At 63.3% G+C, this 19131-nt stretch carries 21 protein-coding genes and 1 riboswitch; of the genes, 13 read left to right on the forward strand and 8 right to left on the reverse strand.

Annotated features, from left to right (window positions below):
* Positions 1–110: 110 nt before the first annotated feature.
* A complete protein-coding gene (locus V1277_RS12155) occupies positions 111–797 on the reverse strand; it encodes a DUF938 domain-containing protein (protein ID WP_334416349.1) in 687 nt (228 codons plus the stop codon).
* Positions 798–833: 36 nt separating this feature from the next.
* Entirely contained in the window at positions 834–1217 is a 384-nt protein-coding gene (locus V1277_RS12160) for an ArsR/SmtB family transcription factor (protein WP_334416350.1), read from the reverse strand.
* Positions 1218–1435: 218 nt separating this feature from the next.
* On the opposite strand from V1277_RS12160, the gene soxC reads away from it, so the two are divergent.
* The 10 genes from soxC (at position 1436) to V1277_RS12210 (ending at position 9199) form a co-directional block, all read left to right on the forward strand.
* A complete protein-coding gene (gene soxC, locus V1277_RS12165; protein WP_334416351.1) occupies positions 1436–2680 on the forward strand; it encodes a sulfite dehydrogenase in 1245 nt (414 codons plus the stop codon).
* Positions 2664–3338 (forward strand): c-type cytochrome, encoded by a 675-nt coding sequence (locus V1277_RS12170; RefSeq protein ID WP_334416352.1) that lies wholly within the window; start codon positions 2664–2666, stop codon positions 3336–3338. Before soxC ends, V1277_RS12170 begins: the two co-directional genes overlap by 17 nt.
* Positions 3339–3397: 59 nt before the next feature.
* The gene (gene soxX / locus V1277_RS12175) at positions 3398–3718 is read left to right on the forward strand and encodes a sulfur oxidation c-type cytochrome SoxX (RefSeq protein ID WP_334376988.1); all 321 of its coding nucleotides are present in this window, start codon (positions 3398–3400) and stop codon (positions 3716–3718) included.
* Between the two features lie 57 nt (positions 3719–3775).
* Positions 3776–4270, forward strand: coding sequence for a thiosulfate oxidation carrier protein SoxY (soxY, locus tag V1277_RS12180; RefSeq protein WP_334372235.1), 495 nt, complete (start codon positions 3776–3778; stop codon positions 4268–4270).
* Positions 4271–4286: 16 nt separating this feature from the next.
* Positions 4287–4598 (forward strand): thiosulfate oxidation carrier complex protein SoxZ, encoded by a 312-nt coding sequence (gene soxZ / locus V1277_RS12185; protein ID WP_334416353.1) that lies wholly within the window; start codon positions 4287–4289, stop codon positions 4596–4598.
* The gene (gene soxA, locus V1277_RS12190; protein ID WP_334416354.1) at positions 4595–5461 is read left to right on the forward strand and encodes a sulfur oxidation c-type cytochrome SoxA; all 867 of its coding nucleotides are present in this window, start codon (positions 4595–4597) and stop codon (positions 5459–5461) included. Before soxZ ends, soxA begins: the two co-directional genes overlap by 4 nt.
* A gap of 8 nt (positions 5462–5469) precedes the next feature.
* Entirely contained in the window at positions 5470–5775 is a 306-nt protein-coding gene (locus V1277_RS12195) for a hypothetical protein (protein WP_334420351.1), read from the forward strand.
* 26 nt (positions 5776–5801) lie between these two features.
* Positions 5802–7550 (forward strand): thiosulfohydrolase SoxB, encoded by a 1749-nt coding sequence (gene soxB, locus V1277_RS12200; protein WP_334416355.1) that lies wholly within the window; start codon positions 5802–5804, stop codon positions 7548–7550.
* Positions 7547–8008, forward strand: a complete 462-nt coding sequence (locus V1277_RS12205; RefSeq protein ID WP_442894475.1) for a DsrE family protein — start codon at positions 7547–7549, stop codon at positions 8006–8008. The genes soxB and V1277_RS12205 overlap by 4 nt, the downstream gene beginning before the upstream one ends.
* Before the next feature lie 150 nt (positions 8009–8158).
* Positions 8159–9199, forward strand: a complete 1041-nt coding sequence (locus V1277_RS12210; protein WP_334416357.1) for an MBL fold metallo-hydrolase — start codon at positions 8159–8161, stop codon at positions 9197–9199.
* Between the two features lie 110 nt (positions 9200–9309).
* Here V1277_RS12210 and V1277_RS12215 read toward each other — a convergent pair whose 3' ends face one another.
* From V1277_RS12215 to V1277_RS12225, 3 genes are read right to left on the reverse strand one after another with little or no spacing between them, the layout of a single operon-like run.
* Positions 9310–10143, reverse strand: a complete 834-nt coding sequence (locus V1277_RS12215; protein WP_334416358.1) for an ABC transporter substrate-binding protein — start codon at positions 10141–10143, stop codon at positions 9310–9312.
* Positions 10143–10925, reverse strand: a complete 783-nt coding sequence (locus tag V1277_RS12220) for an ABC transporter ATP-binding protein (RefSeq protein ID WP_334416359.1) — start codon at positions 10923–10925, stop codon at positions 10143–10145. Before V1277_RS12220 ends, V1277_RS12215 begins: the two co-directional genes overlap by 1 nt.
* Complete coding sequence (locus V1277_RS12225; protein WP_334416360.1) at positions 10922–11965, reverse strand: FecCD family ABC transporter permease; 1044 nt, start codon at positions 11963–11965, stop codon at positions 10922–10924. Before V1277_RS12225 ends, V1277_RS12220 begins: the two co-directional genes overlap by 4 nt.
* 134 nt (positions 11966–12099) lie before the next feature.
* Positions 12100–12298, forward strand: a riboswitch (cobalamin riboswitch).
* Positions 12299–12411: 113 nt separating this feature from the next.
* Here V1277_RS12225 and V1277_RS12230 point away from each other — a divergent pair.
* The 3 genes from V1277_RS12230 (at position 12412) to V1277_RS12240 (ending at position 15408) form a co-directional block, all read left to right on the forward strand.
* On the forward strand, positions 12412–14679 hold the full coding sequence (locus tag V1277_RS12230) for a TonB-dependent receptor (RefSeq protein ID WP_334416361.1): 2268 nt from the start codon (positions 12412–12414) through the stop codon (positions 14677–14679).
* A gap of 192 nt (positions 14680–14871) precedes the next feature.
* Positions 14872–15111 (forward strand): transcriptional regulator, encoded by a 240-nt coding sequence (locus V1277_RS12235; protein ID WP_334416363.1) that lies wholly within the window; start codon positions 14872–14874, stop codon positions 15109–15111.
* 6 nt (positions 15112–15117) lie between these two features.
* Positions 15118–15408: a hypothetical protein gene (locus tag V1277_RS12240; RefSeq protein ID WP_334416364.1), complete on the forward strand. Its 291-nt coding sequence runs from the start codon at positions 15118–15120 to the stop codon at positions 15406–15408.
* A 30-nt stretch (positions 15409–15438) separates the two neighbouring features.
* Here V1277_RS12240 and V1277_RS12245 read toward each other — a convergent pair whose 3' ends face one another.
* From V1277_RS12245 to V1277_RS12255, 3 genes are all read right to left on the reverse strand, one after another.
* Positions 15439–15681, reverse strand: coding sequence for a hypothetical protein (locus V1277_RS12245; RefSeq protein WP_028351930.1), 243 nt, complete (start codon positions 15679–15681; stop codon positions 15439–15441).
* A gap of 509 nt (positions 15682–16190) precedes the next feature.
* On the reverse strand, positions 16191–17462 hold the full coding sequence (locus V1277_RS12250; protein WP_334415441.1) for an IS701 family transposase: 1272 nt from the start codon (positions 17460–17462) through the stop codon (positions 16191–16193).
* Between the two features lie 232 nt (positions 17463–17694).
* Entirely contained in the window at positions 17695–18969 is a 1275-nt protein-coding gene (locus tag V1277_RS12255; RefSeq protein ID WP_334416365.1) for a hypothetical protein, read from the reverse strand.
* Between the last annotated feature and the right edge of the window lie 162 nt (positions 18970–19131).

Consider the following 19131-nt stretch of genomic DNA (forward strand, 5'->3'; position numbering starts at 1 on the left):
CGCCCGGCAGGCCCCGGGCCGGGAGCCTCGTTGATTGATTCCGCAGCAACTATGAAGACACGGGGCGGCGCGATCAACCGACGCAAACGGGCGCGCGCTATGCGCCGACGTCACCTTTGGTGGATGGCGCGCGCGAAGACCACAATCATGTTGTTGGCCGGCATTGCTACGGTTTCGATCAGTGAAAGGCCGACGCTCTCAGCCAATGTACTGAGTTCTCCGATGTCGCGCACGCCCCATTCGGCGTCCTGCTCGCGAAGGCTGGTGTCGAACACGGCGTTGCTTATCGCGGTGTGCTTGCCGTCGCGCTTGAACGGGCCATAGAGAAACAGCCGCCCATCATCGCGCAGATAACGCGCCGCGCCGGCGAACAGGCCCTCGGCGACGCGCCAGGGCGCGATGTGGATCACGTTGGCGCAGAACACCGCGAGCAGGTTGCCCGGCCCGCTGCCGTCATGCATCGCCGGACACCAGGCCGGGTCAGCGAGATCGACCCGCAGCACTGAGCGAATGTTCGGCAGACCGGCATGCGTGCGCCACGCTTCGATGCTCTTGAGATGTCGTTCATTGAGATCGCTCGGCCACCAGGTGATGTCGGGCGTGCGCTTTGCAAAATGCACCACATGCTGGCCGGTACCGCTGCCGGCTTCCAGCACGTCGCCGGATTTGCCGGTGAGGAATTTTTGCAGCACCGCCCAGATCGGTTCGTGGTTGCGGTGGAATGCCGCCGCGTCGAGCCGGCCATCGGACTCGACCGGCCGGCCATCCTTGCCGAATTCCGCCACATGCTCAGCCATCGCAGTTCGGTCCCGAAAAAATCAGTGGCGCAGCCATCACTTCAGATCGCCGCAGAAGATCTCCTTCAACACCCCAAGCAGACGCAATGTGCGCTGGTCGGCGACGCGATAGTGCAGCGTCTGCGAGGTTCGCCGGAATTCGACCAGGCCGTCGGCGCGCAATTTCGCCAGATGCTGCGACAATGCGGACTGACTGAGATTCACGATGGCGACCAACTCGCCCACCGTCATCTCGCCGCGCACGGCAAGAAAGCAGAGGATCAGCAGACGCTTTTCATTGGCGAGCATTTTCAGGAGCTGCGCGGCATCGCCGGCCTGCTTCGCCAGCTTCTTCAGCGCCGCCGCGTCATCGGCGCCGGGGGCGGTCTCTTGCGTAGTCTGTTGTTCAGTTTCTTGGGCTGCCGGGGCGGCTGCTCTCATCACTGCAGATCCGATATCGTTTTCCGCGCCTGCGAAGCAGACATACCATACTAGCGCGCCGGCCCTTCTTTAGCATTGACTAAATTAGTAAATGTGGATACCGGTTCAAAAAAGCAAGAAATTATGCGGCGATGCGGCCGCGAGGGGAAGAAAACGTGCGGCCAGACCCGTTGCGCAGCAAAGCTGTTCTTTCTGATCCCGCCGCCCCGGATACCCCGATGGGCCGCCGCCGCTTCCTTGGCCTCGGCGCAGTCCTGACCGGCAGCCTCGCCGTTGGCGGCAAACAGGCTATAGCGAACCCCGCGCAGGAGTCTCCTCCCGCGGACGCGCCCTGGTCGCAATCGATCGGCGCCGGCGTGGTCGACCGGCCCTATGGCCGCCCCGCCGATACCGAAGCCTCCGTCATCCGCCGCAACGTGCCCTGGTTGACCGCGAGCGCGGAATCGTCAGTGAGCTTTTCGCCGCTGCAGGATATGCACGGCATCATCACGCCGAACGGATTGTTCTTCGAGCGCCATCACGCCGGCCGCCCCGATATCGACCCGGCGCAGCACAAACTCATGATCCACGGCCTCGTCGAGCGTCCTCTACTTCTCACCATGAAGGACATGATGCGCTTCCCGTCCGTGTCGCGCATCCATTTCATCGAATGCCCGGCCAATGGCGGCATGAACTGGCGCGCGGCGCAGATGAATTCGCTGCAGTTTAGCCACGGCATGGTCAGTTGCGCGGAATGGACCGGGGTCAAACTGTCGACGCTGCTGGAGGAGGTCGGCATCAAAAAGCAGGCGAAGTGGGCGATGGTCGAAGGCGCCGACGGCGCGCATATGAACCGCAGCCTGCCGCTCGACAAATGCCTCGACGATTGCCTCGTGGTCTATGCGCAGAACGGCGAGGCGCTGCGGCCCGAACAGGGCTACCCACTGCGACTGGTGGTGCCGGGCTGGGAAGGCAACGTCAACATCAAGTGGCTGCGCCGGATCAAGCTCGGCGAAAAGCCGTGGCATACCCGCGAGGAAACCTCGAAATATACCGACCTGATGCCGGACGGCACCTCGCGCGGCTTCACCTGGCTGATCGACGCCAAATCGGTCGTCACCTTTCCCTGCCCGGAAAAGCCACTCGATGGGCCCGGCCTCTATGAAATCCGGGGACTGGCCTGGACCGGCAACGGCAGGGTCAAGCGCGTCGATGTCTCCATGGACGGCGGCATCAACTGGCAGACCGCGCGGCTGCACGAACCGGTGCTGTCGAAGGCGCTGACGAAATTCACCCTGCCCTGGCGCTGGGACGGCCGGCCCGCGCTGGTCGCATCCCGCGTTATCGACGAGACCGGCTATGTGCAGCCGACAATTGCACAACTGCGCGCACAACGCGGCTCAAACTCGGTCTACCACAACAATTCGATCCAGACCTGGCAGGTCAAGCCCGACGGAAGCGTCTTCAATGTACAGCTCGCGTAAGATTTGCCTGCCGATCATGGCCATCCTGCTTGCCTGCGCCGCAAGTCTCGCCGGCGCGGCCGAACCCGGCTCGTTCGGTTACGGCAGCGTAGCCACGCCGGCGCAGATCGCCGGATGGGACATCGACGTGCGCGGCGAGGACGGAACGGGCCTGCCGCCCGGCAAGGGCACGGTCGACCGGGGCGCCGAGGTTTATGCCGAGCAATGCGCGGCGTGCCATGGAACCTTCGGCGAGGGCGAAGGCCGGTTTCCGAAGCTGGTGGGCGGCGTCGGATCGCTCCGGGACGAGCGCCCGGAGCCGACGGTCGGCAGCTACTGGCCATTCGCCCCGACCCTGTGGGACTATATTAACCGCGCCATGCCGATGCAGGCGCCGCACACATTGTCAGCGGATGACGTTTATGCTTTGACCGCCTATATTCTGAACCTTAACGATCTCGTTCCCCCTGAATTCGTTGCCGATCGCAACAGTTTGCCGAAAGTCAAAATGCGCAATCGCGACAATTTCATCTGGACCGATCCGCGCCCCGATACGATGACAAAACCCTGCATGAACGATTGCGTTAACGCCGCCGATGTCAGGATATCGTCGACGGCTGAGGGCAGGAATCTGACGCCGCGCACGACCGGGCCACTCGATACGATGCAACAGAAGTAGAAATTACGGAAACGCCTGTGACCGATCATTTCCCGACGAAATCCGCAAAGCTTCCGGCGTTGGCGCTGCTCGTCGCTCTGGCGTCCGCGGGCGCCGCGCAGGCGCAGTCCGCGGTGGATGAAGGCCGCAAGCTGGCCTTCGACCGCAGCAAGGGCAACTGCCTGACCTGTCATGTCATCAAGGGCGGCAACCTCCCCGGCACGATCGGGCCCGAACTGGTCGACATCAAGAGCAAATATCCGAAGCGCGAGGATCTCGTCGCCATTCTCCATGACGAGACCCTGCGCAATCCGCTCACCGTGATGCCGCCGTTCGGACGCAACCGGATCCTGACCGAAAAGGAAATCGACGCAGTGGTGGATTTCCTGCAGACGCTTTAAACGCAAGACGAGAGATCAAGCCTGTGACGTGCCAACGCAGGTTTTAGGAGATTTTCGATGAATAAGATTGATGTTGGATTTTCGACCACGCGGCGACTGATCCTGCAGGGTGCCGGCGCAGTCGCGCTCATCGGCCTCGGCAACCTTCCCTTCGGCCTGACGCCGGCGCTCGCCGCGGCCAACGACAAATATCCGGAAGAGGCGTTCAAGCAGAAGAGTGACGCCGACGTCATCAAGACGCTCTACGGCAAGACCGCCGAGCCATCGGACAAGGTCAAGATGGACGCGCCCGAAATCGCCGAGAACGGCGCCGTCGTGCCGATCTCGGTCTCTACAACCCTTGCCGACGTAACCTCGGTTGCGTTCCTCGTCAGTGAGAATCCGAACGTGCTGATCGCAAAGTACAACATCCCGGCCGGCACGCTGCCGAGCGTCGCCAACCGCATCAAGATGGCCAAGACCAGCAACGTGACCGTGCTGGTGGAAGCCGGCGGCAAGCTCTACAGCGCGTCCAAGGAAGTCAAAGTCACCGTCGGCGGTTGCGGCGGTTAAGGCAGGGAGAACTCACATGGCATCCACCATTCGCGTGCGCGCTTCTTCGAACGGCGACATCACCGAGGTGCAGGCGCTGATCCAGCATCCGATGGATTCCGGCTTCGTCAAGAACGCCAAGGGCGAGACCATTCCGCCGCACTTCATCCAGCAGCTCACCTTCGAGCATGACGGCAAGAACGTGTTCGCCGCCGATTGGGGCGGTGGTATCTCCAAGGACCCCTATGTGAAGTTCGCGTTCAAGGGAGCCAAGAAGGGCGACGAGCTGAAGATCAGTTGGGTCGACAACAAGGGCGCGACCGACACCACCATGGCGAAGATCCAATGAAGCTGCGATCCGCGATCCTCCTGGCATCTGCCGCGATTGCGCTCGCCGCGCTGACGCTGGCGGCCGCGCCGCTGTTGGCAGCCGACGACAAGATCGATCCTGTCGCCGACGCCAAGGCGTTCCAGAAGTTCTTCAGAGACAAATTTCCCAAGGTAAAGTTCGAGGACTTCGTCAACGGCCCCTATTCGATGAACGAGGACCTTTATCGGCAGTGGCAGGACAAGGAGCAATTCCCGCCCTACGAGTTCTCGCTCGAAATGGGCAAGGAGATGTTCTCCAAGCCGTTCAAGAACGGCAAGACCTATGCCGACTGCTTCCCGAACGGCGGCATCGGCATCCGTCAGAACTACCCTTACTTCGACGAGAAGGAAGGCAAGGTCATCACGCTTGAATTGGCCTTGAACCGCTGCCGTGAGGCCAATGGCGAGCCGCCGTTCTCCTATGTGAAGGACGAAATGGCGGCGCTGACCGCCTACATGGCCTTCACCTCGCGCGGCAAGCCGATGGACATCAAGATCCCGAACGATCCGCGCGCGCTCGCGGCTTACGAAAACGGCAAGGAATATTTCTACACGCGCCGCGGCCAGCTCAATTTCTCCTGCGCCACCTGCCACGTGCAGAGCCCGGGCGAGCGCATCCGCGCCGAAATCCTCGCGCCCGCGCTCGGCATCGTCAACGCAATGCCGATCTACCGCTCGGAATGGAGCGGCATGGGCACCACCAGCCGGCGCTTCACCACCTGCAACAGCCAGATCCGCGCAGTGCCGCTCAGCCCGCAGGACGACGAATATCGCAACGTCGAATATTACCTGTCCTATGTCAGCAACGGACTGCCGATTTCAGGTCCAGGAGCGCGGCCATGAGGAACTTGATGCAGAAATCCGCATTAGTTCTGGCGCTATTTGCCGCGGATGCTGTACCCGCGCTCGCCGCAGGCTCCGAGGAGGAATTCAAGGCGGCCTACGCCGCGGCTGAAGCCGCCAACAAGGAGGCCGGCAAGCTACGCAACCAATGGACCACCACGGCGAACACGCTGGCGGCGGCGAAGAAGGCAGCGGACGCGGGTGATTTCGATAAGGCCGCCGCATCGGCCAAGGAAGCGGAGGCGCTGGCCAAGGCTTCGATCTTCCAGGCCACCAGCGAGAAGACCCGCTGGAAGGATCTGGAAATACGCTGACACCGTTACGACGCGCGGAGACCCGCATGACCATCCGCCGCCGCGATTTTCTGACGCTAGCGGGCGCTGCCGCCCTGTCCGGCAGCCTGCCACGGTTGGCGCGCGGCGCCGATAATGGGGGCGTTTACGATCTCGAGCGCTTCGGCAATGCACGTATCCTGCACATCACGGATACGCACGCGCAGCTTCGGCCGGTGTTCTTCCGCGAGCCGAGCGTCAATCTCGGCGTTGGACCGATGCAGGGCAACCCGCCGCATCTGGTCGGACACGCCTTTCTCGATCGCTTCGGCATCCGCCCGGACAGTGCCGATGCCTATGCTTTCACCTACGTCGAGTTCGAGAAGGCCGCCGGCCGGTTCGGCAAGCTCGGCGGCTTCGCGCATCTGAAGACGTTGATTGATCGCATGCGAAGCGAAGCCGGCTCCGGCCGCTCGCTGCTGCTGGACGGCGGCGATCTCTGGCAGGGCACCGGTCTTGCCAATACCATGCGTGGCGTCGACATGGTGGAGGCCGCCAATCTGCTCGGCATCGAGGCGATGACCGGCCATTGGGAATTCACCTATGGCGAGAAGGCGCTGCGCGCCAACCTCGAACGCTTCAAGGGCGAGTTCCTGGCGCAGAACGTCTATCTCACCGAGGAAGCCGCCTTCAACGACGCCAAGGCGTTCGACCCGGCATCGGGGCGCGTGTTCAAGCCGTCCGTCATCAAGGAAATCGGTAGCTATCGCGTTGCCGTGATCGGACAGGCGTTCCCCTACGTGCCGATCGCCCATCCGAAGCGCTTCACACCGGACTGGAAGTTCGGCATCCGCGACGATGAACTGCAGAAACTCGTCGATACGCATCGCAACACCGACAAGGTCGACGCCGTCATTCTGCTCTCGCACAACGGCATGGATGTCGACCTCAAGCTCGCCAGCCGCGTCACCGGCATCGACGTCATTCTCGGCGGCCACACCCATGACGCCGTGCCGCAGCCGATTGCCGTCACCAACGCGAGCGGCACCACGCTCGTCACCAATGCCGGCTCGAACGGAAAATTTCTGGCGGTGCTCGACCTCGACATCGGCAAGGGCAAAATCAAGGAAGTGCGCTACCGGCTACTGCCGGTGTTTTCCGAATTGCTGAAGCCCGATCCGGCGATGCAGGCGCTGATCGATGAGATCCGCGAGCCGCAGGCAGTTGCGCTTAGCGAGAAGCTCGGTGTAGCCGACCGTCTGCTCTATCGCCGCGGCAATTTCAGCGGCAGCATGGACCAACTCATTTGCGACGCGCTGCTCGGCGAATTGAACGCGGAGATCGCGCTGTCGCCGGGTTTTCGCTGGGGCACCACCGCGCTGGCCGGCCAGCCGCTTACGATGGAGGAAGTGATGGCGCAGACCGCCGTCACCTATCCGGAAACCTATGTCCAGACCATGACCGGCGGTCAGATCAAGGACGTGCTGGAAGACATCTGCGACAATCTCTTCAACACCGACCCCTATTACCAGCAGGGCGGCGACATGGTCCGCGTCGGCGGGCTCGCCTACACCTGCACGCCGACTGAAACCGTGGGAAAACGGATTTCCGAGCTCAAGCTCGACAATGGCCGCGCGCTGGAAGCCGACAAGCACTACAGAGTGGCGGGCTGGGCTTCCGTCAACGAGCAGACCGGCGCGCCGGTATGGGATGTGGTCGCAAGGCATCTGAGGTCGGGCAAACCGCCGAACCGCTCGCTGCCGGGCGTGACGCTGAAAGGCGTTGAAGGCAATCCGGGCATTGCGGGACAGGCATGACGGGCTTTTCGACCATGCTTCGCGCAACCGCCGCGGCGCTTCTGATCACAGCCGCCGCGCCACACGCCCGCGCCCAGCAGGCGCCGCTGCAGGACAAGCCGTTCGCGGAGCACAAAATCGTGCTGCAGCTCTCCGACAGCGATCCGCGCAAGCAGGGCCTCGTGCTCAGCGTCGCCAGCAACCTGATGAAGCATTACGATCCTGACAAGGTCGCGATCGAGGTCGTGGCATTCGGCCCCGGTATCGACCTGCTGCGCCCGGAAAATCCCAACCGCAAGATGGTCGAGAGCCTGGTCGCGCAAGGCGCGCGTTTCGACGTCTGCCTCAACACCGTCGACACGCTCGAACGCGAGGCCGGCAAGCGGCCGGAATTCATCGCCGCGGCAACGCCTGTGCAGGTCGGCGTCGCGCAGATCCTGTTTCTGACGGAGAACGGGTATACGTTGGTGCGGCCGTGAATTCATTGCGCGCACTCCTCGCAATGACGGGGAGAGAGTTGTCGTAATTTCATCGCGCCCTCAGGCGTGGTAGAGTTGATGAAATTGCAGGAGCAGGGCTGGAACTACGTCCGGCCTTGATCCAACCTGAGTTAACGCGGACGTGTAGCCATGATCTTTCGTCAACTCTTCGACAGCGTGTCCGGTACCTACAGTTATCTGCTGGCGAGCCGCGCCGGCGGCGAGGCGTTGATCCTCGATCCCGTGCTGGAAAAGGCCGATCGCTACTGCCAGCTCCTGCGGGAGCTCGATCTGCGGCTGGTGAAGGCGGTCGACACCCATCTGCACGCCGACCACGTCACCGGCCTCGGCGAACTGCGCGACCGCACCCAGTGCATCACCATCATGGGCGAGCAGAGCAAGGCCGACGTGGTCTCGATGCGGGTGTCCGACGGCGACAAGGTGACGATCGAGGGGTTGAGCCTGGATGTCATGTACACGCCCGGCCACACCGACGATTCCTATAGCTATTTGATGGGCGACCGCGTCTTCACCGGCGACACGCTGTTGATCCGCGGCACCGGGCGTACCGATTTCCAGAACGGCTCCTCCCGGGCGCAATATGAATCGATCTTCAACCGGCTTCTGAAACTGCCGGACGAGACGCTGGTATTCCCCGCCCATGACTACAAGGGCGACACGGTTTCCACCATCGGCGAGGAGCGCCGCTATAATCCGCGGCTGCAGGTACGCAACGTTGACGAATACATTGAGTTGATGGCGAACCTGAAGCTGCCGAACCCGAAGATGATGGACGTCGCGGTGCCCGCCAACATGCATGTCGGCCTGCACCAGGAGGAGCTTACCAAGCAGGGGCTCGCGCTGTCTGCCCGCGATGCGATCAACAGTCTCGGCCGGCCCGATATCCTGCTCGTCGATTTGCGCGAGACCGGCGAGCGCGCTAAGCACGGCACGATCTCGGGCGCGCTCCATGCGCCCTATCCCGGCATCGCCGAGAGCCTCAAGCCCGGCGGTATGCTGCGCGAAGTCGCCGCCGCGACCGGCCGCCGGGTGGTGTTCTTCTGCGCCTTCGGCGAACGCTCCGCGATGGCGGTGGCCGCGGCGAAGAACGCGGGGCTCGCCAACACCGCCCATATCGAAGGCGGGCTGGACGCGTGGAAGAAGGTAGGTGGCCCGGTGGTTCAAGGGTGAAGATCGCAGGGTGGGCAAAGGCGCAAGCGCCGTGCCCACCATCTATCAGCACATCGACTCTGGATGGTGGGCACGCTTCGCTTTGCCCACCCTACAAAATCGAGCAAGCCTCACCGCCCCACCCGCGCCAATTCCGCCGTCAGCGCATCGAGCGCGTCGGCCAGCATCACGCCGCCGCATTCGGTCAGGCGCTCCGGAATTACGATGCGCCGCTCCCGCGGGTAGAAGCGCTCCAGCGCCGGATGGACCAGAAACGCCTGGCCGTCGTCTCGCGCATAATCGCCGGCTTGCGAAACCACGATGAAATCGGGCCTCAAGGACACGACCGCTTCCAGCGAGGCAAAGCCGCCGAAGGTAAAGCCGAGATCGCCGGCGGCGCTGCGCAGCCCGACTTCGCGCAGCATCGAACCGAGAAAACTGTCGCTGCCCGCTACCCAGCCGCGCCGCGACAGCGGCAGCACGCGATAATGCCGCTCGGCGGCGGCACGGCGGGCGCGCGCCAATGCAGCGTCGAGCCGCGCGATTTCGGCGGCCGCGCGATCGGGGTGTCCAGTCCTATCGCCGACCTCGCGGATCTGCGCGCGGGCTTCGTCGAGGTTTCGCGGCACGGCGAGCTCGGCAAGATGAAGGCCCTTCGTCTTCAACAGCTCCCGCGTCGAGCGCTTGTCAAACGCACTGGCGATGACCAGGTCCGGCTTGAGCAAGAGCACGTCCTCGGCCGCGCCTGATAATACCGGATAGCGGCTGATGTCGCCCGCCTGCGATTGCCGGCCGTCGCGCGCGAAGCGGCTGAGGCCCAAAATCTGCTCGGGGTCGGCCAGCGTCAGCAGCAGCTGATCGCTGCAGACATTCATCGACACCATACGCGGAAGGCTGGCCGCGAATGCCGCGCCGCTTGACATCGCCAACGCGACGATCGCGACAAGAAAGCCGAACCGTGGCATCAGATATCCGCCCAGGGCACGATGACCGCCTCGCGCTGATATTCCGCGCGGTAGGCGCTGATCCGAAACACGTCCGCCATCACCTGCTCCGATAACCCCTCGCTCGGCGTGCCCCACGACACTAGATTGCCTTCCTTCAGCACCAGCACATGGTCGGCAAACCGCGCAGCAAGCCCGAGATCGTGCGTCACCACGATGACCAGCACGCCCTTGTCCGCGGTCGCGCGCAAGTTCTTCATGACGTCGATCTGGTGCCGCGGATCGAGCGAGGCGGTCGGCTCGTCGGCCAGGATGATCGGCGCCTCCACCGCGAGCGCACGCGCCAGCGCCACGCGGCTGCGCTCGCCGCCGGACAACTCGGTGACGCGGCGATCGCTGAACTCCATCACGTCGACCGCCTGCATCGCGCGCAGCACGGCCTCGGCGTCTTTCGGCGACAGCCGCGCCGGATCGGTTGCGCCATGCGGGTAGCGGCCGAGCGCCACGATATCGCGCGCCGGCAGCGGCCAATGCACGAGATGCCCCTGCGGCAGATAACCGAAACGTTTGGCGCGCTCGCGCAGCGGCAGCGAGGCCAGCGCATCGCCGCCGACCGCGATCTCGCCTTCGGAGGGGATTAGCCCGGCCAGCGCCCGCAACAACGTCGTCTTACCGGCGCCGTTCGGGCCGACCAGCGCCACCAGGTGTCCCGCCGATAGCGCCAGCGAAACGTCCCTCAGCACGACGCGGCCGGCGAGCCGCACGCCGAGTCTCCTTGCGATCAGCAGCGCAGCCTCGCTCATGCGACGCCTCCGCCGAGCGCGCGGCGTTCGCGCATGATCAGATAGAGGAAGAACGGCACGCCGATGATCGAGGTCAGCACGCCGACCTTGATGTCCGACGTCGAGGGAATGATGCGCACCGCAATATCGGCAGCTAGCAATAGCGCCGAGCCTGCGAGTGCGCTCGGCACCAACAGCCGCCCGGGATCGTGGCCGATCAACGGCCGCATCAGATGCGGCGCGACCAGGCCGATGAAACCGATGGTGCCGGTGACGGCGACCGCGCCGCCGACACCGAGCGCGACGCCCGAAATCACGAATAACCGTAAGCGCCCGACATCGACGCCGAGGCTCTGCGCGGTTTCCTCGCCCAGGCTCAGCGCCCGAAAGGCATGGCGCTGGCTGAACAGCATCAGCGCGCCGGCAATGATGAAGGGAAACGCCAGCATCACATGCTGAAAGCTGCGGTCCTCCAGCGAGCCGAGCAGCCAGAATGCGATCTCCAGCACCACGAAGGGATTGCTGGAGAGGTTCATCACCAGCGCGGTGGCAGCGCCCGCAAAGCTCGAAATCGCCAGTCCCGACAGAATGAGGATCAGCAAACCCGCATTGCGGCCGGCGATCGAGAGCAGCACGAACACCGAAGCGAATGCCGCAACGATCGCCGCGACCGGGAGCGCATAGGAGCGCACGTCGGCCAGCCCGAGCGCGATCACCAGCACTGCGCCGAACGCGGCCGATTGCGGCGCGCCGAACAGCGAGGGCGAAGCCAGCGGATTGCGGAGCAAACCCTGCAGCGACGCGCCTGACAGCCCGAGAATGGCACCGATTGCGAGCGCCAGCAGCGTGCGCGGCAGGCGGATTTCCCGCACGATGACCTGCGCCACCTCGCTGCCGCCGCCGAACAGCGCTTCCGCCACCGCAAGCGGCGACAGCCGCACCGGCCCGATGCCGAGCGAGATCAGCATCAAGAGCGCAACGAGGGCGGCAAGCGCCGCGGTCGCGCCGATCCGCCGGCGCGCGGCTTCCTCATTGGTCAGGGTTACGGCCTCAACACTCATCGATCGTCCTAAAGCAGGTTTACCCGCCCCGGTACAGACGGCGGGCAGGCGTGCTCATGCGGCAAAAATAGCGCACTCGTCCAGTGAGGATCGCCGGACGCCCCGGGGCGCATTGACTCGGACTTTGACAAACTTCTACCATAGTTCCCGACGGTTCCCGTTTGGGGATCAAAAGGGAATGCGGTGCGGGGAAATCCCCCAATTCCGCGGCTGCCCCCGCAACTGTAAGCGGCGAATCCTTCGTCATAAGCCACTGGGCATCTCGGTCCTGGGAAGGCGACGATGGGGTAACGACCCGCGAGCCAGGAGACCTGCCGTCAGCCGTGGTCACACGCGAAGATGTCGGTCGGGGAGTACAGACATTAGCTTCACCAGAGCTGCTCAAAGCACATGGTGAGACTTGGTTCGCTGTGACGTGCCACTGACGTCATACCGAGGTCCAAGTCATGTCTTTCACCAACAGAGCCGCAAGGCGCCGCCGCTTTTGGCTCGCTTCCAGTTTTCTCGTTCCCATCGTGTCGCTCGGCATTTCCGGCGCGCACGCGCAGACGCCGGAGCCATTGCCGCCGATCGAGGTAACTTCGCCTACCGACCCGAACCGGACCCGCGCCAAGCCGACCTATGATGAACCATCGACCTCGCGCCGCATCGTGCCCGCGGCTGCACCGTCGACCGGCACGCGACCTGCGGCGGGGACCGGCTCGAACGTCGCATCGCAAAGGGCCCCGCAAGGCGCAGGCGGCGGACGGCAGTTCTCCGGCATCGTCGGCACGTCCGCAACCGTCATTACCGCGGACGACATTGCGCATTCGCCGGCGCAGACCTTGCCCGACATCATCGCGCAGGTGCCGGGCGTGCAATTGACCAGCCTTTACGGCGGTGTGAACGGCGCCAAGACGTCCGTCGACCTCCGCGGCTTCGGCGCCTTCGCGACGGCCAATAGCCTCGTCCTGATCAATGGCCGCAGGCTCAACGATATCGATATGGCCGGCGTCGATCTTTCGACCATTCCGCTCAATTCGATCGAACGGATCGAAATCACCCGTGGCAACAGCGGCGCGGTGCTCTACGGCGACAACGCGGTCGGCGGCGTCGTCAACATCGTCCTGAAGGACGGCGCCGGCGGCCCGCCTGTCGCGATTCGCAGCGAAGCCGGCGTCGGCTCGTTCAACCAGCGGCTTGCGAACATTTCGACCGCGACCAACTACGGACCTTGGTCGACGTCCTTCTATGGCAACGCCATCAAGTCTGATGGTTACCGGGTCAACAACGCCCTCGACCAGCGCAACGGGGTCGGCAATCTCAATTATACCACACCGGACCTCAAGGCCTTCCTTACAGTGACCGGTGACGACCAGAAGCTCGGCTTCCCGGGCGGACGCACCGTCGATCCCTCAATCGGACTCAATCAACTCGTCACTGATCGCAGGGGCACCAATACGCCGTTCGACTACGGCAATCAGCAGGGCGCCAGCGCAACCACCGGCTTTACCAAGACGATCATGAACGGCGTCGACCTCATCGTCGACGGCGGCTTTCGGAAGAAGGACACGCAAAGCGGTTTCTTCGGTGCGGTACCGTTTGCGTCGCCGCTGCCGAGCTTCTCCTCGACCTATAACGATGCGGCACTGCAGACCTGGTCGATCACGCCGCGACTGAGCGTCAAGAACTCGATCCTCGGGATGCCCTCACAGATCCTGACCGGCATCGATTATTACGATGCGACGTTCAACCAGGAACGCGGGGCGTTCAAAGGCCTTCCGCCTACCCACATCTACGATCTGTCGCAACAGACGGTGGCGGGCTATTGGCAGCAAACCGTCGGTCTGTTGCCGACGACGGATTTCTCCTATGGCGCCAGGATTCAAAACACCAGCCTGAGTGCCCGGGATCGGTTTGATCCCAATGCGCCCGGTTGCGCCATGTTCTTCAATTGCAGCCCAGCGGCCTCTCCGTTGGACAGCAACGAAACACAATACGCGCTGCATGCTGGGCTCGAGCATCGATTCAATAGCGTGTTCTCGGTATTCGGCCGCGCCGCGCGCGCATTCCGTACCCCGACCGTCGACGAGCGCGTCTCCAGCGGCCCCTTCTTCGTTCCAGGGACTTTCGAGTTGAAGACGCAGACCTCCCACGACATCGAGGGCGGCTTCCGCATCAAGAGCGGTGGCTTCCAGATGCAATCGAGCATCTACAACATGGACCTCGAGAACGAGATCCATTTCATCCCGGCGCTGTTTTTCAACGTCAACCTCGGTCCGACCCGCCGCTACGGCTCGGAGACCAGCGCTTCGCTGCGTGTCAGTGACACGGTGACGCTCCGCGGCGGCGTGGCCTACACCCGCGCTGTCTTCCGCGAGGGTGCATTCGCCGGCAATGACGTGCCGCTGGTGTCGCGTTACACCGCAAGCGGCGGCGTGACCTGGAACATCTGGCAGAACTATCTGGTGTTCGACGCCACGGTGCGGGCCTGGAGCGAACGCATCATGGACAATGACCAGGCCAATACCCAGCACCGCATTCCGGCGGACGCCACCGTCGATTTGAAACTGAGCGGCGCCTACGACCGCTTCTTCTGGTCTGTCGGCGTGAATAATCTGTTCAACGCGCTCTATTACGACTACGCGATCGCGAGCTCGTTCACGCCTGGCCGCTTCGCGGCCTATCCACTCCCGGGCCGCACCTTCATGGTGAAGGCCGGCGCGACGTTCTGACCGATACAGCCGGTTCGGCTTGCTGCCGGACCGGCTCGACCTGCCGTGTTCCCCGCCAGCCTTTCATATCAAGGCAGATTCTGTCAGAAACTGCGCCATTTTCGACCGAAAATAACGTCCTCTGCGCGCCGATCCGTGGTAAATGGGCCACAGACCGCTCGACGATATCAGTCGTGATTTCAGAGGTATGACATGAATGATGAGCCGAAGAGCGCCGCCGAGCTGAAAGAAATGAGGCTCAACCGCAAGCGCGCCCAGGAAGTCGATGGCATCAAGGCAATGGCCGAGATCGCGGCTGCCGATATCGCGATCCGCAAGCGAACCGAGAAGCTGCGCGCGCTGCGTCTGGCGAAGGAAGCGGCAGACCGCGCAAATCCGCCGGAATCGAAAGTCAAGGGCAAGACCAGAGCCAGGATTGCGAAAAGAGGCTGACTTGAAATGACGAAAGAGGATCGCGATCGCGCCCAGGCGCGCTTCGACAAGGCTGCCAAGGCGGCTCAGGACGCAAAGTCCGGCAAGGCCGAACGCGACGCAGCGGCGAAAGCCGTGCTCGACAATATGGCGAAGCTGAAGGCATTGCGGCTCGCGCGCGAAGCAGCCGAGCCGAAACGTGCGCCCGCCACAAAGGCCGCAAAGAAGGCGCGCAGCAGCGCAAAGCGGCCCGACGAGAAGCCGGTGGCCCTGTCCGAGTGGCTGGCGAGCCAGCAGAACGGCGGACGACGAACCTGAGATCGGCCGATCGAGCTCAAAGATCCGGCGTTACGCCGGCCCCGGCCAATCGATCATCGATCGCGTCTTGTTCTCGGCATCGTAAACCTGCACCTGAAGCATCTGGAAGCGGTTCTTCAACGCCATGCCCGCTTCCTCGGCCGCCTCCACCGTATCGTGGTGCGACTTGAAGTGGCCATCGACGACCAGCGAATAACCGGTGGTCGGAGCCTTGTCGGCGCGGAGGATCTTGCGCTGTTGCGGTTCATCGAGCGCAATGCGGGGCTTCTTCATACTGGCTCCATGTGATGCCCTTCGAGCTGAAGCCGAAAAAAGGGCGGGAAGAATCGTTTGACCGGCGCTAGGATACCTTCCGGCCGCGATTAGATTGAGGTCATGCCGTTACCCTGAGTCGGCATGCAGCGCAAACGCCGATTGATCCGGCGAAGAAGCATCACTTTGGTGAAATCATATGGGCGGAACAGGCAGGAAGAACAGCGAGCCTCCGAAACAAGGCGATGCCAAACCGAAGAAGCCGCCGCGCCCGCCGGTTGAGGAGGAGGAGGACCACGAGGACGGCGACATCGCTACGCCGAAGCGGGACCGTTATGGTCCTGATGATGAGCCGTTGTAGCCTCATAAAAGTTGGTAGCCCGTAGGGTGGGCTAATCCTACTGCGTCACGAGCGCTTTCTGACATATCGAGCGGCACGGGCTCCGCAACAGGGGCATCGCGGGAGCCACTTTGTAAGCGCTTTGATCAAGCGTGCACGCATGGTCGCGATCGAGTTTGGAATGTGGCGTTCAGGCCGCAAGGGCGGATCCGCGGGGTCGATAACCGTCGGGTAATGCAGGCGTCGAGAGCAGCGCGGGGGAACGAGGTCCTGAGGGGGGAATCGCGGCTCGCTCGGAGACCAGGAACCCATAGGCCGCGATGCAGAGCGTTGCGTGATGATGGAAGCCACGCCATCCGCGCCCTTCGTAGTGCCCAAGCCCGACCTCCTGCTTGAGTTCCTGATAGTCGCGCTCGATCCGCCAGCGCATCTTGGTGATATCGACGAGCTGGCGGAAGCTGATCTCTGCCGGCAGTGTGGAGAGCCAGTATTTGTATTTGCTGAGCTTTGTTTCGCCCTCCGGCCACTCGATCAGCAGCCACTCCTCTGCGACCTGCCCGGGGATTGCACCATTGTAGCCGACGCGTACGCGCACCCGTGCAAAGCGCGAGGACAGCCAATCGGCCGAGCCTTCGCGCCAGCGGATCGTGCGCCAGGCGTGCTCAGGTAGAGCACGCACCACTTCTTGGGCCGAGATCAGATCGGGCTCATTGCGTCGGCCGTTATTGTTGAGCGATTTGTCGGGCCGCTTCGGACCGGTGCCAGGCGCCCACATCAACACGTTCGGCTGAATGCCCGCCACATAGCTCAATCCCAGGGCAGACACGCTCGTGCGCAATCGCGAGTCACGGCCGTAGTCGAGGTCCATCAACAGCACTCCCAGCGGAAGGCCTGCCGCGTGCGCCCGTTGGATCAACTCGAGCGCAATCTGCTGTTTGGTCTTGAAGCGGATGTCCTCAGGCACCCCGGCCCGATCCCGACGCGCGCGATCCTCGGCCCACTCTTTCGGCAAATAGAGCCGATACCCGACCGGCAAGCTGGCAAAGTGGTTCGCAATCGACAGCGACACTGCCACTTGGCAATTGGCTTCCTTGCCAAGCTGCCCGCAATACTGCGGCTTCACCCCAACCGAATGTCGGCCCTTCTTCGGGATGCCGGTGTCATCGATGATCCAGGCCTCGATCGGCCCGTGCTTCGTGATTGCCGGAACCACCAGTTCGCTGATCTTGGCCAGCACCTTCTCGTCCGACCAACCGCCAGCACCGACAAAGTGCAGCAACGACTGGTGTTGCGCAGAGACACGCGCTGGATCGGTCCGCGCCGCCATCGGCTCTACGCTCTTGCGCTCGCCCGGCAGGATCAGCCCGGTGCAGTAGTCGCGCAGCGGTCGAGCCCGATCCGCCTGACCCATCGCGCTCGCAAGTTCCTCAACATAGGACGCAAACCGGATATCGAGATTCATCTTAGCCTCCACGCTGAGCTTGAATCTCGCAATTATCTGATTCTTCTAGTCGATCGCCCGCGACCCTCTGACTCAGTAGGGCTAAGCCAACGGGTCGCGCGAATGCGCGCCCAGCGACGAGCGCAAGGGCGCTCGCGGAGTGATGACAGGCTGCGCGTGCCCACCATTCAAGACGAGATCGCGGTACAAATGGTGGGCACGGCGCGAAGGGCGCCTTTGCCCACCCTACGGTTCACTTCGCTGGCGATGACGAGCGGTGTTGGTAGAAGCCTTCGCTTTCAATCACCCGAATACTCGCTGCATCGAGCAGATGCGCGCTAAAGCCGCCGCGCGCCAGTTTGACCGCCAGCTTCGGCGAAACCAGCAGCACGGCTGCCGTCATCGCCAGCGGCACGGCGCTGATCCAGTCCGACTGCACCGGTGTGAGTTCTTCGCTGCTGCCGGCATAAGGCCCGCGCGCCGCAGCGAGATGCAAACATTCCCTGAGAATGTCGGGCCGCGTTCCGCCGCGCGCCGCACATCCGAGCAACGCCTGCATCGCCAGGTGCGTGAGCACGCCCTCGCGGCTTGCGAGCAACGGAGCCGGCGTCTCGCCCAGCGAGATCAGAAGCAAAAGTCCGACGAGGTCGACGCCGGAACGATAGGCATTCATCGGCTCGACCAGCCGCGGATTGCAATCGATCAGCAATGGCGCGGTATCGACGTCCGGCATGATGTAATCGACCGACAGCGCGCCGTGCCAATCGAGCGCCCGGCCGATCTGCTCGACGTAAGCGCGAACGACCGGCCGGCTCACGCTCTGCTTGATCGCCTCGCCGCCGCCAACGCCCGCCGCGATCTGCCGATAGGCATGAAAGCCGAGCATCCGGCCACGGCAGAATACCGATTGCGCCTTCTCGGTGGTGCCTGCGACGAGGTCTTGCACCAGCACCTCACCGGCGAATGCATCGCCGCCGCCGAGATCGTGCAGCGCGCGCATCAGGTCGTCCGCGCTGCGCACAAACCAGATGCCGCGGCTGGCGGTGCCGACAGAAGTCTTCACGACGGCCGGAAAGCGAACCGCATCGCGCAACCCTTGCGCGGATTTCACGATGCGCGTCGGCGGCTGCGGCAATCCCAACCGATCGAGCAGCCGGCTGAAGCCAGCCTTGCTATGCGCCTCGCGATAGCTCTCGAAGTCCGGCAGCGCGAGACCGGCGGGGCCTTCGATGCGCTGCGCAACCCGCGCAAACAAAAATCCCTGCTCATGCGTCGGCAGCAGCACGTCGAACTTCCCGCCGGCCAGTCGCTGCTCGACAAAGGCCAGGTAACCGGCGGGATCGTCCCGCAGCCCAGGGCAGCGGTGAAACTTGCGGACGAAGCGCGAGAACCGCGACAGGCACCAGGGCGAGGGATCGCAGACCTCGACGTGATGGCCCGAAAGACCGAGAATCGTAATGGCCTCCCGGGCCGAGGTCGAGGAACCTTCGGAGACCAATACCCGGAGCGGTTTTGCGGGATCAGGCATGCCGGATCATTGCCACGTGGACCCGCCTTGTCTCCCGATTTAGTAGTGGCATTCGTGCGCCCTGCCCTGCGCCGGGGCAGCCATGCAGCGGCATTCATGGACAAATAACCGCCTGCCTATATTTTCGGCCCCCGCCCAGCCGGGCCCAAAGTTACACAGGAT

The organism is Bradyrhizobium sp. AZCC 1588 (assembly GCF_036924735.1).
Lineage (GTDB): Bacteria > Pseudomonadota > Alphaproteobacteria > Rhizobiales > Xanthobacteraceae > Bradyrhizobium.